This window comes from Pseudomonas sp. LBUM1653 (assembly GCF_059716115.1).
This window is the reverse complement of sequence record NZ_CP166803.1, coordinates 622,690-636,069: the sequence shown is the minus strand read 5'-3', so window position 1 is coordinate 636,069 and position 13,380 is coordinate 622,690. Positions and strand designations below refer to the sequence as shown.

Sequence of the window (13,380 nt, the reverse complement as noted above, 5' to 3'; positions counted from 1 at the left end):
AGATAGTCGGCCTTCGAATCTGTCGCGCACTGACATACACTGCGCGGCCGTTTTTTAACCGGAACCCCAAAGACATGAACAACGCATCTCCAGCCCGTGCCGTGGGCATCGACTTTGGCACGTCAAACTCCACCGTCGGCTGGCTGCGCCCCGGCATGGAAACGCTGATCGCGCTGGAGGACGACAAGATCACCCTGCCTTCGGTAGTCTTCTTCAACATCGAAGAACGTCGCCCGGTGTATGGCCGGCTGGCGCTGCACGAGTACCTCGAAGGTTATGAAGGCCGGTTGATGCGCTCGCTCAAGAGCCTGTTGGGCTCCAAGCTGATCAAGCACGACACCAGTGTTCTGGGCACGGCGATGCCGTTCAAGGACCTGCTGGGCCTTTTCATCGGCCAGCTCAAGAGCCGTGCCGAAGCCGCCGCCGGTCGGGAATTCGAAGAAGTAGTGCTGGGCCGTCCGGTGTTTTTTGTCGACGATGATCCGATGGCCGACAAAGAGGCCGAAGACACTCTGGTGGACGTCGCGCGCAAGATCGGCTTCAAGGAAGTTTCGTTCCAGTTCGAACCGATTGCCGCCGCGTTCGACTACGAGTCGACCATCGAGAAGGAAGAGCTGGTACTGATCGTCGACATCGGCGGTGGTACCTCCGACTTCTCGTTGGTGCGCCTGTCGCCTCAGCGTCGGGGTGTGGATAATCGCCAGGATGACATCCTCGCCACTGGCGGTGTGCACATCGGCGGGACCGACTTCGACAAGCAACTGAGCCTGCAGGGCCTGATGCCTCTTTTCGGCTACGGCAGCCGGATGAAGAGCGGTGCCTACATGCCGACCAGCCATCACATGAACCTGGCGACCTGGCACACCATCAACTCGGTGTATTCGCAGAAGTCCCAACTGGCCCTGGGCAGCATGCGCTACGACATCGAAGACACCGGCGGCATCGACCGCCTGTTCAAGCTGATCGAACAGCGCGCCGGGCACTGGCTGGCCATGGAAGTTGAAGAGACCAAGATCCAGCTGACCCATGCCGACCACCGCCACGTACCGCTGGACCGCATCGAAGCTGGCTTGAGCGTTGAGCTGAGCCGTGCACTGTTCGAATCGGCCATCGATAACCTGCTCGAACGCGTGCGCAATAGCGTCACCCAGTTGCTGACTGACGCCGATGTGCGGGTCGATCAGGTGGACACGGTGTTCTTCACCGGTGGTTCGAGTGGTATTCCGGCGCTGCGCAACAGCGTTTCGGCGATGCTGCCGAATGCGCGGCATGTGGAAGGGAATATCTTTGGCAGCATTGGTAGTGGCCTGGCCATTGAAGCGGCCAAGCGTTACGGATCGATGGACTGATCCGAAACCGTGGTGCGCCCATTCGCGAGCAGGCTCGCTCCCACAATGAACCTGAGTACACAGGACTAATGTGGGAGCGAGCCTGCTCGCGAAGGCGTCAGATCAGGCAACGCCTATCGACCTGATCAAACCATCCCCACCTGTTTCAACTCGCTCTTCAGATACGCGTAATAAATCGGTCCTGCCACCACCCCCGGCAGGCCGAACGCGGCTTCGAACACCAGCATTGCCAGGAGCAACTCCCACGACTTGGCACTGATCTGCCCGCCAACGATCCGCGCGTTGAGAAAATACTCGAGCTTGTGGATGACAATCAGGTAGCCAAGCGCGGCCAGCGCCACCCAGATCGACAGCGACAGGCCGACAATCGTGATCAGGGTGTTCGACATCAGGTTGCCGATCACCGGCAACAGGCCGAGCAGGAAGGTCAGCACGATCAGGGTCTTGGTCAGTGGGAGCTTGATACCGAACATCGGCAGCACCACTGCCAGGAATATCCCGGTAAAGAACGTGTTCAGCAGGGAAATCTTGATCTGCGCGAACACGATGTTGCGAAACGCCTGCACCAGCAAGTGCAGGCGGTCAAACAGCGCAGCGGCCAGCGGTTTGCGTTTGGTCAGGTCCGGAATTCGTTGCAGGGCAATGATCGCCCCCAGCACCATGCCGATCAGCAACGTCACAAACATGTGCGCCGCATCCTTGCCCACCAGTTGCAAGTCGCTGAGGTGCTTGCTGACCCATTCGCCAATTGCCACGCGAAACTCGGCGGCACTGGCGGGCAGATAGGCATCGATGAACGGCGGCAATTGCCCGCGCGCGCGATCGACCACTCCCATGAACTTGTCGAGGGATGCACCGGGGTTTTCCGCTTCGTGCAGTAGAAAACTGATGGCGCCGGCAAAGATCAGCGACAGCACGCTGACAATCAGAGTCCCCAGCAACGCCACCGCCAGCCAGCGCGCACGTCGCCCTTCGATCAGTCGCTGTAATTGCGGGGTGAGCATGTTGACCAGTTCGAACACCAGCAACCCGGCCAGCAAGCTGGGCAGCAACCGCAGTGGAATCACCAGCAGCAACCCGCCGAAAATGATGATCCAGCTGATGACCAGCAAAACTTGACGCTGAGAAAACGTTGGCATACAGCCTCAAAACGAACGGCGTAAAAGGATTGGCAGTCTGCCAGCGATCTGGTGTCAGCACTAGGGATTGTGTGGGGCGACCTTTGTCGGTGGCCACTCGGTTTTTTGCGGAGCCCTTGCCTGCCCCTTCGCGAGCAGGCTCGCTCCCACAGTGGACCGCGCCGCCGAACAACTGTGGGAGCGAGCCTGCTCGCGAAGAGGCCCTCGCAGCCTCCATATTTCCCGAACCTATGTTTATTTTTTCTTCAGGCAATCACTCATGAACGCCTTGCGCTCATCGCCCTTGAGGGCCTTGGTCGCGGCGTCGGCATTGCAGGTTTTCATTTTCTCCTGCTGTGGCGTCAACGCCTTGCCGGCATCATTGGCCGCCGGCGTCGCCTTCAGGCAAGTACTCATGAAGGCTTTGCGCTCATCGCCCTTGAGGCTTTTGGCCGTGGCGTCGGCGTTGCAGGTGGTCATCTTGTTCTGTTGGTCAGTGGCGGCGAAGCCATGAGAACACAGGAGCAAACCGATCATCAGCAAAGGGGCACGCAACATCTTCATGGAGTTTTCTCCTTGTCACCGCACCGAGGGGAACGGCCTTGCTCTGGAGTGTAGACAACACCTGTTACACCTTCATCTTGTCTCCAGGTGGCTGCGTCGATACTGCTCCGGCGTACACCCGGCCTGGCGCTGGAACATGGCGATGAAGGCCGAACCAGTGCTGTAGCCCATGTCGAAGGCGACGTCCTGAACGCTACGGTCGCTGTCCAGCGCCTCGATCGCCGTCAGAAAGCGCAGGCGTTGGCGCCATTCACCGAAACTCATGCCCAATTCGCGGACAAACTGCCGCGCCAGCGTGCGTTCGCTGACATGAATCTGCGCGGCCCAGTCCGCCAGTGGCCGGTTATCCCCAGGCTCGGCTTGCAGGGCCTCCAGAAGGCCAAGCAATCGACAACTGCTGGCGTAAGGCAGATAACACTCATGCACTGGCGCTTGTTGCAGTTGATCCACCAATACCTGGGCCAGACGTTTGTCCGCGGCCTGCTCGGGGATCTTCACGTCCCTGGCGGCAAAGTCCTTGAGGATCGCCTTGAGGATGTCGCTGATCGCCAGTGTGCAGGCCTCTTGTGGTAGATCACGGCAAAGGGTGGGCGCCAGGCAGACCGCGCGATAATTGATCGGCTGGTTGCTATAGAAGCTGTGCTCGGTCTCGGGGGGCACCCACACCGCGTATTGCGGCGGTGACATGAAGCGGCTGCCGCCGATTTCCATGTGCAGCACGCCATGAGCCGAATACTCCAGTGTGCCCCAGGGGTGCCGATGCGCCGAGGCAAAACGATGCGCATCAAAATCGGCGTAGCGAAAGTACACCGGGGCGGGTAGTTCACTGAAATCCAGCAGGTCGATGTGTTTACTGGTCATGCTGTCCGGAACCAGGGGCGGGTTGTCTGGATCGAAGTATAGGCCTGTATCCAGACAAGGGATAATTACCCTTCATCAACGCTCTGGTTTTTCCCATGCAATATGCTTATCCCCTGCTGGCCATTTTCATCTGGGCCGGCAACACCGTGATCACCAAAATGTCGGCCGGGGCGATCTACCCCGCCGAGATCGGTTTTTACCGCTGGCTGCTGGCCGGGTTGTTGTTCACGCCCTTCATGCTCAAACCGGTGGTTGCCCACTGGCCGTCGATTCGCCCGAATCTGGGCAAGATCTTCGTCCTCGGCGTGCTCGGCATGGCTGTTTACCAAAGCCTGGCGTACTTCGCCGCGAGCCTGACCTCCGCTACCAACATGGGCATCATCCTGTCGTTGATGCCTCTGATGTCGCTGGCCATGGCGATCATCAGCCTCGGCCAACGCCTGACCATCGGCGCACTGGCGGGTGCGGTGCTGTCGTTTGCCGGGGTGTTGGTGGTCGTCTCGTCCGGCAGCCTTGGTGTGCTGCTGGAGCATGGGGTGAACCTGGGCGACGCGATGATGCTGATTGCCACCCTGGCCTACGCGATCTACAGCACTTTGCTGAAAAAATGGCAGCTGCGTTTGCCGCCCTTGGTGTTGCTGTATTTGCAGGTGCTGGTAGCGGTGGTGGTGTTGTTTCCGCTGTTTCTCGCCTCACCGAAAATCGGTCCGACCCTGCAAAATATCCCGTTGGTGCTGTACGCCTGCCTGCTGGCCTCAATGGTCGCACCGCTGGCGTGGATGCAAGCCGTGGTGCGTCTGGGTCCGAGCCGGACCACGCTGTTCTTCAATTTGCTGCCGTTGATTACCGCGCTGATTGCGGCACTGGTGCTGCATGAACAGTTGGCGATGTACCACCTGGTGGGTGGGATGCTGACGTTGGGCGGGGTGATTCTTTCCGAGCGTTGGAGGACGGTATTGGGCCGTAAGGTCAGTGTTGCCTGACGCGGTCTAAACCCCGGCAGCTTTCAGCCGAGCCGCATGCTCGACAAACAACCGGATCGGCTCCGCCCCCTTCCCCACCAGGCCCAACGACTGGTTGACGATGTCGAAATGGTCCAACGGATACTCATCGCCAATCACCGTCCCGAGGTGCGAGCTGTAACGCCCGACCATCCCGTCGCAATGCCCGGCCTCGCGAACGAAGGTTCTGGCAAACAACCGGCAACTGCGGTTGGTGCCATCGAACAGGTTGCGCCCACGATCGGTCTTGCCCGGCTGCAAGGTCCCGGACCAGGAGTAGTAACGCACGCCGTTCACCTCTTCCGGTCCTTGCCCGCCCCAGGTTTCGGGCAGACCCTGTGGATAACGCTGATTGAACAACGCCACACCCTCAGTGGTGAGCGAATGATGAGACGCATGGATATCCACAGGCAACTTCGGCCCGCGATAGCCGGTTTCCAACAAGCCCATCAGCGCCGCGATCCACCGTAGTAACAAGCTCACCAACCGCCCCATGGCACTGTCATGCGGATAGTGTTTATGTAGATAGTCCGCCAGTTCCGAACCATGATTGGGCCCCGCCACCGAGGTCACCGAGGCGACCAGATCCGGGCGTTTGGCCGCCGCGTAGCGAGCGGTCAGCGAGCCCTGGCTGTGGCCTATCAGGTTGACCTTCTCGGCGCCGGTCTGGCGCAGAATCTCTTCGATCCGCGCCAGCAGTTGCTCGCCGCGCACTTCGCAGGAGTTGAGCGGCGAGACCTGCACCGCAAACACCACCGCACCACCACGGCGCAATGCCTCGGCGATCCCGTACCAGTACGGATAAAGCACCAGACGGATAAACCCGAGCATTCCCGGGACCAGCACCAGCGGGTAACGCGTGGCGGAACCTTGCGACATGGGCGGACATCCTTGTGATCGGTGAGGTGACGCCTGGCGGATGCAAGACATCCGCCAAGCTTCGCCAGCGAACATGACAAACCGACGACCAGTCTAGGACATCCACCCTATTTCAGCCCCACCACACCCGCCACGATCAGCCCGACCGACAGCAGTTTGACCGCGGTCAGGCTCTCTCCGAGCAAGGCAAAGCCGAGAAACACCGTGCCCAGCGAACCGATGGCGGTCCAGATCGGGTAGGCGATGCTCACCGGCAATACGCGCATTGCCAGGGTCAGGAAGTAAATCCCGCCCACCGCCGCCACGATGGTGATCAGCGATGGCCAGAGTCGGGTGAAGCCCTCGGCGTACTTCATGCCCATGGCGAAGGTGACTTCGAACCCGGCGGCGATCAGCAAAAACAGCCAGGCCATCTAGAACTCCTTGGCCAGCGCCAACAAGCGCTGCTCTGCTTCGGCTGCAGAGATTTCAAATGTGCGCGCCTCGGACTCTTCGCCTTCAGCGGCGACCACGGTGACATCGGTGATGCCGATGAAACCCAACGCCGTGCGCAGGAGCGGGTCTGCATGGTTCATCGCCTCCAGCTCGCCGCCAGGGCCGAACCCGAAACCGCCGCGACTGGTCACGATCAAGGCCTTTTTACCCTGCACCAGTGGCTCGTATTGCGCGATACCGTTATCCAGGGTGTGATTGAAGGTCAGCCCGAGCCGCACGATCTGGTCGATCCAGGCTTTCAAGCCGCTTGGCACGCTGAAATTGTGCATTGGCGTGGAAATCACCAGTAGGTCATGCCCGAGCAACTCGCCGACCAGCGTGTCACTGAACGCCAGATCCGCTTGCATCGACAGCGGTCGTGCGTCGGGTTCGGGGTAGAACGCGGCGGCTACGAACGCCTCGTTGACCGGAGGAATAAACGCTCTGCCGACTTCGCGGCGGGTCAGCTTCGATTGCGGGTGACGGGCCTGCCAAGCCGACAGAAACACTTCGGCCAAACGCCGGGAGTGCGAACGATCACCACGTGGGCTGGCATGAATCGCAAGAATTGTGCTCATCTGACTCTCCTTGGAACTAAACTCAAACTTCAGGTGACTTGCAGCTTGTAGTTCAGAGCCGCCCCTCTTCAACTGAACAAAAGTCAGTCTGGATGAATCAATTTCATCCATGGAGTTTCCATGTTTGCCTCGTTGCCGTTGACCGCCCTGCGTGCTTTTGAATCCGCTTCTCGCCTGCTGAGCTTCAAGGCCGCCGCCGAAGAGCTGTCGGTGACTCCGACGGCGGTATCCCATCAGATCCGTTCGCTGGAAACCTGGCTCGGCGTGCAACTGTTCGAGCGCCTGCCGCGCCAGGTACGCTTGACCGAAGGCGGCGAGCGATTGTTCCACAGCCTGCACGGCGCTTTCCTGGAAGTGGCGCAAAGCGTCGACACCCTGCGCCCGCACCGAAGCGGCACGAACCTGACGATCTCCACCACCGCCGCCTTCGCCGCCCTGTGGCTGGTGCCACGCCTCGGCCGTTTCTACGCCCGCCATCCAAACATCAGCCTGCGCCTGGACACGCACTGCGAGGTCATCGATTTGCATCAGGACGCCAGTGTCGACCTGGTGGTGCGCTACAGCCTCGATGACTATCCGAATCTGTATGGCCTTTGTCTGTTCGACGAGTCTTTCGGCGTTTACGGCTCGCCCGAGCAAGTGGCCTTGGCCGCCTATCACACGCCTACGCTGATCAGCGTGCGCTGGCACAACTCCAAGCTCTACGCCCATGGTTGGGAAGCCTGGTGTGGACAATCCGGCGAGGCCTGGCTGGCGGGTCAGCCAATCGTGCGCGAATACGATGAAGAGCATTACGCCCTGCAAGCGGCCATTGCCGGTCAGGGCTTGGTGCTGGCGAGCAATATTCTGGTGTCAGAAAGCGTCGCCAGCGGTTTACTGCTGCCGTTTCGGGGCAATGTGCAGGTAGTTGGCGCCGGTTACAGCGCCCTGTGCGTGCCGGGACGCGAGCGACATCCACCGGTTCGAGCGTTTTTTGCGTGGCTGCAGGACGAAGCCAGATTGTCCGGCCTGCTGTCAAAGCCCTCATAAGGCTTACATATTGCCAGGTCTTTTGCAAAAGCCAGATCTTATCGCGACACAAGTGCAATTAGGCTTTTACTACCCAGTACATAACACCTTCCTCAAACCGGTACGCGAGCATCTAGTTACAATGGCGCAGTAGATTTAACGCTCCGATTCTTTATATTTAAGGACAGACAAGATGTCTGCTAAAACTCATTAAGGACGATACTTATGTATATTGAAGAACGACTTGACTTCGTGGAATCGCTGCCCGCCTTGCCACAAGTAAAAACACCTCGCGCATTCTCCGCCAAACCTGACAACCTGCCGATTGACCCATCCAAGGCAAGTGGCACTGTCGGACCGAACATGATGGACATTTTCGTGGATGGTGTATCTCTTCAGAACCGTGAGGATGTCGACCACTGCAAACTTCTGATGCAAAACGCCGCTTCACAAAAGTACGACATTAAAAAAGAACTGGAGCAGTGGTACACCTACTACATACAGGGCCTGCGCACCCTCGGCTGGACATACAGCAAGATCAACATTCAGGACAAGATTATTCAAAGGACAGGCCTGACCATGGATGCCGTAGCCTTTGATATTCTTCAAGGCCTGGTTGGCGCTAATGCACCTCAATTGGCCCTGCTAGCGGGCAAAGCCGTGGAGGGTGTTAAAGGCGAAGACGGCCTGATTAAAATCTATGAGCGAAACGCGGACAAAGGTTATACAGCAAACTTTGACATTACTCCGGCATGGCAAACCCGGGAGGGTGCTCCCATGATGATTCTTAGTTTCATAAGCGTGGATGTCAGAGAAAGTTCTCGAGGCATTCTTTGGTGGAAATCGACCACAAAATCCACCGCAGTAAAATCAATGGCTACTCCGGTTTACCTAAACACTCAAGTTTACGGAGGGGTTCGAAGAAAGGTTCTTGAAAAATTGGGGAAGGCCGCTGACGACTTCCTCGACGGTATCCCCGGCTTCCAATAAACCTCAGCTTCCAGAATGGCGCCGAGGTCTTTAAGGTTTGTGATCTCAGCGCTAACAATCTCAATTTATTGGTTGCAGACAAATATGAAATCATTTTCACCCGAAATTTATTTAGTCGACGGCAACATCACTCTATTCCTTGGCTCACATCCCCAACAATTTAAAGATGATGTCCTGCACTCCACCTTACTGGCAACATTAATCGCCGACGACGCCTCCAAAACCTGGTTCTCTTCTTATGTGACCTCTTTGGGAAAGATATATTGGGAACTTAACCAAATAAAGAATACCAGCCGTCCAAAATCCACAGTCAGCCTATTGAAAATAGCGACTGATCGCCTATCGAAAGAACTACAAGAAGGACAATTAAAACAATTAAAACAAGCGCTTTCTACCGTCATGCAACTCTCTTCCGATTCGCCTGCCAGCAATGCGTTTCAGAGAAGGATTCAAAAAGAAAAACCACCCGTGCTCGACGAACCTCCTACGTTCATCGTGAGCACTCTATTGACGGTTGTTTGCGAGAATAAAAAAATCATTTCGCTTCAAATTTCCCTCGAAACATCCGAAAGGGTGGACATTACCATCCTTGAGCAACCGATTCGTGAAGCGCTCATCTTGGAAGATATCGAAACGTCCTTGTGGGTCACGTGCTTGTTGGAGGGCAAATACGCTTCGATTAGAAACCAGATCGTCAAAAAACTTGGAAGCAAGCCGCAGACCCACTTGCTCAAAGTCCTTGCCCCTGACACCACCGACTGAATCAGTAGTGAAACACCTGCGTGTCCGACTTCTCCGCGTTACGGTCCTGCACCCCTGTGAGAAGACGGCCGCAGGTCTTCAACGGTTTACCGACTTCGGCGCCTTGCCCGCCTTCATCTGCTCCAGCAACGGCGCGCACTGATTCGGTTCTCCGCCGCTCGGCGCTACCAATGCCAACAACCCCGCCGCTGGCGCGGCAATCACGCCCAGTGCAACCATCCCGGCCCCACGCAATATCAAGGGGACGGCTTTCACCCCGGCGTCGGGCTTGATGAACTTACCCCGCACATACAGTGGCGAACGCAACGAGATTAGCCGCCAGCCCTTGGATTCCGGCGTAATGGTCAAGTCCAATTGCTCGGTGGCCATGTTTGCCGTGCCATCGATATAAATGATCGCGTTCTCGGTATCGAAAACGAACAGCCGCGTAGTGGCCAGACCGGTCTTGATGTCGAAATCGGCAGCGGCGCAGTTGATCTTCACTTCCTTGTCGCCAAAAATCTTGCCGACCACATAGTTGCCGACGTTCAGTCCCGCCAGCTCCATCAGCTCGCGACTGATAGCGCCGTCGTTGATCAGCATTTTCAGCTTACCGTTGGCGCTGCCCAGCAACTTGGCCACCGAATTGCCGCGCCCGGTAATATCGGCATCGCCATTGAGTTCGCCGAAGCTGGTTTTCATCGGCTCGAAGGTCGGGAACAACTGCTTGAGCTTGAAGCCCCGAGCGGTGAGCTGTGCCCGGCCTTCCAGCGGTTCGGTGTGACCGTTCAGGCGAATCTGTGCATCCAGCTTGCCACCGGCCACACCGAATCGCAGCGGCTCAAGACTGAGCACGCCATTGGTGAGCACCAGATGCGTATAAAGATCGTTGAATGGCAACTTTTCGCTATGGACGATGCGCTTGCCGGTAAATTCGACATCCGCGTCCATGTCGCGCCAGCGATCGGTCTTGAACTCCTCGACCGGCAGGACCTTGTCCGCCGGCTGCTTGCTCTCGCCGCCGCGGGCTTTCTGCTTGGCATTGGAGTCGGCGCCGATCAACGGAGCCAGGTCGGCAAACAACAATTGATTGGATAACAACGAACCGCTGAGTTTGGGGCGTGGCTGGCCAGCGACGTAGGTCAGGCTGCCATGAATGTCGCTCGAGCCGATCTTGCCGTTGAACGCTTCATAACGAAATACCGCACCGCCCGGCTCATGCAGCTTGGCGATCAGATGGCCGTCGGTGGCATACGGCGGCGTATCCGGCAGGGTCACGCCAGTCAGGGGGTAAAGGTTACCCAGGCTGGTGCCGGCCAGTTTCAGACGTAAATCCAGGGCGCCCAGATTCATCGGGTCGGTCAGCGTGCCGGCCAGCTCGACGCTGGTGTCGCCGATCTTCGCTTGCGCCTGAAGCGGGAACGGTCGGGCCGCGTCCTGCAGCGCCAGCAGGCCGCCGATTTTGCCTTGGCCCGTGAGTTTCTGACCGTGGTACTGACCTTTGACCTTCAGCGCAAACGCGTAATCCTGAGGCGCGTTGCCCTGCTCGGAGGCCGTTTTCGCCGCTTTGTCGCCGACGATTTCGCTGAAGGGAATCGACTTGCCCAGTGGGTCGATCAGCAAGTCCAGTTGAGTCTTCAGGCTTTGGTCGTCGAGGGTGACGTGTCCCTTGTCGAAGCCGATCGCGCCGATGTCCACCACCCATGGCGAAGGCTCGGCATTCGGGTCTTTCGGGTCGAACTTGAAGGTCCAGTTGGCACGACCGTCGGCCAGGCGTTGCAACTCGGCATTGGGTTCGGTGAGGTCGATGCGCGGGATCACCACACGCTGCGCCAACAAGGCCAGGGGCGAGATGCGCAACTCGACGCGCTTGAGGCTGGCCATCTGCGGAGTCTTCGACCAGTCCGGGTTGCCCAGGCTCAGATCTTCCGCCACCACGTGCGGCCAGGGCACCCAGGCACGCCAGCCGCCCTCGTCGGGCTCGCGCCGCCAGACCACCGCCAGATTGCCGTTGATCGCGAACGGGCGGTGCAGCTCCTCGGACACCTTGGCATTGAGGGGCGGTTTGATCCGGTTCCAGTCGAAGAACACGATGAACAGCACCAGCAGGGCCAGCAGGACAATAAGGCTGGTCATGGTCCAGGCGAGAATTTTACGGGTGCGCGTCATTGCACAGAGCTCCTGATACGGCTGAGCGTCACGATCGCGATGCTCAGGAGAAACGCAGGGCCAGAACCGGCCGGTCATGGAATCTACGACTGGAAAATGGCCCGCAGGTTTAATCGAAAAGCCGATTTTGCCGCAATTCACCGGGTAAATACGGCGCTCTCCTCCAGTCCGGCGTTACCGGGTGCGCACTTTTGCGTGGCGCGATTGAGTCGAAAATACCCACCTCGGTGCGCCGCAAAGGCCCGGTTTAGAAGGGCTGTAGAGAACAATCAATTCCGTTGATTATTAACATTGCGTTTATGAACTTTTATATCGACTTATCAAGAGTAGCATTGCCCTCGTACCCAATTTATCGCCCTCCTACGGAGCACCCAATCATGAAACGCCAACTTCTGCTTAGCCTTACACTTTCAATGCTGGCCAGCACTGCTTTTGCACTGCCAGCCGCTGACCAGGCCACCCCGCAAGTGAAAGACACTCACTCGGTGTTCAGCCAAACCGTCGCCGCTGATGGCTCCGACCGCACCCCAGGTCAAACCGTCGCCGAAGGTGGTAACGATCGCCTGAAAGAAAAAAACCTGATCACTGAAGACGGCTACGACCAAACCCCACAAGGTCAAACGGTTGCCGCTGACGGTTCCGACCGCACCCCTGGCCAAACAGTAGCTGCCGACGGTTCCGACCGCACTCCTGGCCAAACTGTGGCTGCCGACGGTTCCGACCGCACTCCTGGCCAAACCGTGGCTGCCGATGGTTCCGACCGCACTCCAGGTCAAACCGTTGCCGAAGGCGGTGGTGACCGTGTCATCGAACGCAACAGCGCTATGAGCTGAGCCCATGGCGGCCCCGAAAAAAAGCCCAATCACCGGATTGGGCTTTTGACTTTTTGGCCATTGCCTTTGTAGAAGCTGCACCGCCCCGCCTGATCCCCCCCTATGTCGTTCGACGCCAGCAAAGCCGATTTGCTAGAGTGCGCCGCAGTCCTTTTCAGAAAACGCCCTTGCGATGCTGCCCCGCGCCGAACAGAAACAACAAACCCGCAACGCCTTGATGGACGCGGCCCGCCATTTGATGGAGGGCGGCCGAGGATTTGGCAGCCTGAGCCTGCGCGAAGTCGCGAAAACCGCCGGCATCGTCCCCACCGGTTTCTACCGGCATTTCGCCGACATGGATGAACTCGGCCTGGTGCTGGTAAGCGAAGTCGGCCAGACCTTCCGTGAAACGATTCGCCTCGTGCGGCACAACGAGTTCGTCATGGGCGGCATCATCGACGCGTCCGTGCGGATATTTCTCGATGTGGTGTCGGCCAACCGTTCGCAATTCCTGTTTCTCGCCAGAGAACAGTACGGCGGCTCGTTGCCGGTACGCTTGGCCATCGGTCGCTTGCGCGAGAACATCAGTTCGGACCTGGCCGCCGACCTGTCCCTGATGCCAAAACTGCAACACCTGGACATGGCCGGCCTGAGCGTCATGGCGGACCTGATCGTCAAAAGCGTGTTCGCCACCTTGCCGGACATCATCGACCCGCCGGTCGAGGCCCTGCCTGAGCACATGACGCCTCAGGCGAAGATCACCCAACAGCTGCGGTTCATCTTTATCGGCCTCAAGCATTGGCAGGGGCTCGGCAGTACAGAGTAAGCACCGCGAA

At 58.3% G+C, this 13,380-nt stretch carries 14 protein-coding genes; 7 read left to right on the top strand and 7 right to left on the bottom strand.

Annotated features, from left to right (window positions below; all coding sequences use genetic code 11):
• Nucleotides 1–74 precede the first annotated feature (74 nt).
• On the top strand, nucleotides 75–1,349 hold the full coding sequence (locus ACA054_RS02830; RefSeq protein WP_497688094.1) for an Hsp70 family protein: 1,275 nt from the start codon (nucleotides 75–77) through the stop codon (nucleotides 1,347–1,349).
• 125 nt (nucleotides 1,350–1,474) lie between these two features.
• Here the strand turns inward: ACA054_RS02830 and ACA054_RS02825 are convergent, their stop codons facing one another.
• The 3 genes from ACA054_RS02825 to ACA054_RS02815 all read right to left on the bottom strand — a co-directional run bounded on the left by ACA054_RS02825 (nucleotide 1,475) and on the right by ACA054_RS02815 (nucleotide 3,892).
• Entirely contained in the window at nucleotides 1,475–2,488 is a 1,014-nt protein-coding gene (locus ACA054_RS02825) for an AI-2E family transporter (protein WP_497688093.1), read from the bottom strand.
• Nucleotides 2,489–2,722: 234 nt separating this feature from the next.
• Entirely contained in the window at nucleotides 2,723–3,031 is a 309-nt protein-coding gene (locus ACA054_RS02820; RefSeq protein ID WP_497688092.1) for a PsiF family protein, read from the bottom strand.
• 72 nt (nucleotides 3,032–3,103) lie between these two features.
• On the bottom strand, nucleotides 3,104–3,892 hold the full coding sequence (locus ACA054_RS02815) for an AraC family transcriptional regulator (RefSeq protein ID WP_497688091.1): 789 nt from the start codon (nucleotides 3,890–3,892) through the stop codon (nucleotides 3,104–3,106).
• Between the two features lie 95 nt (nucleotides 3,893–3,987).
• Between ACA054_RS02815 and ACA054_RS02810 the strand changes: the two genes are divergently transcribed.
• On the top strand, nucleotides 3,988–4,875 hold the full coding sequence (locus ACA054_RS02810) for a DMT family transporter (RefSeq protein ID WP_497688090.1): 888 nt from the start codon (nucleotides 3,988–3,990) through the stop codon (nucleotides 4,873–4,875).
• A gap of 6 nt (nucleotides 4,876–4,881) precedes the next feature.
• Here the strand turns inward: ACA054_RS02810 and ACA054_RS02805 are convergent, their stop codons facing one another.
• From ACA054_RS02805 to ACA054_RS02795, 3 genes are all read right to left on the bottom strand, one after another.
• Complete coding sequence (locus tag ACA054_RS02805; protein WP_497688089.1) at nucleotides 4,882–5,772, bottom strand: esterase/lipase family protein; 891 nt, start codon at nucleotides 5,770–5,772, stop codon at nucleotides 4,882–4,884.
• 107 nt (nucleotides 5,773–5,879) lie between these two features.
• A complete protein-coding gene (locus ACA054_RS02800) occupies nucleotides 5,880–6,185 on the bottom strand; it encodes a DMT family transporter (protein WP_497688088.1) in 306 nt (101 codons plus the stop codon).
• A complete protein-coding gene (locus ACA054_RS02795; protein WP_497688087.1) occupies nucleotides 6,186–6,824 on the bottom strand; it encodes an FMN-dependent NADH-azoreductase in 639 nt (212 codons plus the stop codon).
• A 120-nt stretch (nucleotides 6,825–6,944) separates the two neighbouring features.
• Between ACA054_RS02795 and ACA054_RS02790 the strand changes: the two genes are divergently transcribed.
• The 3 genes from ACA054_RS02790 (at nucleotide 6,945) to ACA054_RS02780 (ending at nucleotide 9,584) form a co-directional block, all read left to right on the top strand.
• The gene (locus ACA054_RS02790; protein ID WP_497688086.1) at nucleotides 6,945–7,853 is read left to right on the top strand and encodes a LysR substrate-binding domain-containing protein; all 909 of its coding nucleotides are present in this window, start codon (nucleotides 6,945–6,947) and stop codon (nucleotides 7,851–7,853) included.
• Between the two features lie 204 nt (nucleotides 7,854–8,057).
• Nucleotides 8,058–8,822 carry a hypothetical protein gene (locus ACA054_RS02785; protein ID WP_497688085.1) on the top strand — a complete coding sequence of 255 codons (765 nt, stop codon included), beginning with the start codon at nucleotides 8,058–8,060 and terminating at the stop codon, nucleotides 8,820–8,822.
• 84 nt (nucleotides 8,823–8,906) lie between these two features.
• The gene (locus tag ACA054_RS02780; protein ID WP_497688084.1) at nucleotides 8,907–9,584 is read left to right on the top strand and encodes a hypothetical protein; all 678 of its coding nucleotides are present in this window, start codon (nucleotides 8,907–8,909) and stop codon (nucleotides 9,582–9,584) included.
• 78 nt (nucleotides 9,585–9,662) lie between these two features.
• On the opposite strand, the gene ACA054_RS02775 is transcribed toward ACA054_RS02780, so the two are convergent.
• Nucleotides 9,663–11,732 carry an AsmA family protein gene (locus tag ACA054_RS02775; protein WP_497688083.1) on the bottom strand — a complete coding sequence of 690 codons (2,070 nt, stop codon included), beginning with the start codon at nucleotides 11,730–11,732 and terminating at the stop codon, nucleotides 9,663–9,665.
• A 377-nt stretch (nucleotides 11,733–12,109) separates the two neighbouring features.
• Between ACA054_RS02775 and ACA054_RS02770 the strand changes: the two genes are divergently transcribed.
• Both ACA054_RS02770 and ACA054_RS02765 read left to right on the top strand, forming a co-directional pair.
• Nucleotides 12,110–12,565 carry a hypothetical protein gene (locus ACA054_RS02770; RefSeq protein ID WP_497688082.1) on the top strand — a complete coding sequence of 152 codons (456 nt, stop codon included), beginning with the start codon at nucleotides 12,110–12,112 and terminating at the stop codon, nucleotides 12,563–12,565.
• A gap of 172 nt (nucleotides 12,566–12,737) precedes the next feature.
• Nucleotides 12,738–13,370, top strand: a complete 633-nt coding sequence (locus ACA054_RS02765; RefSeq protein ID WP_497688081.1) for a TetR family transcriptional regulator — start codon at nucleotides 12,738–12,740, stop codon at nucleotides 13,368–13,370.
• Nucleotides 13,371–13,380 lie beyond the last annotated feature (10 nt).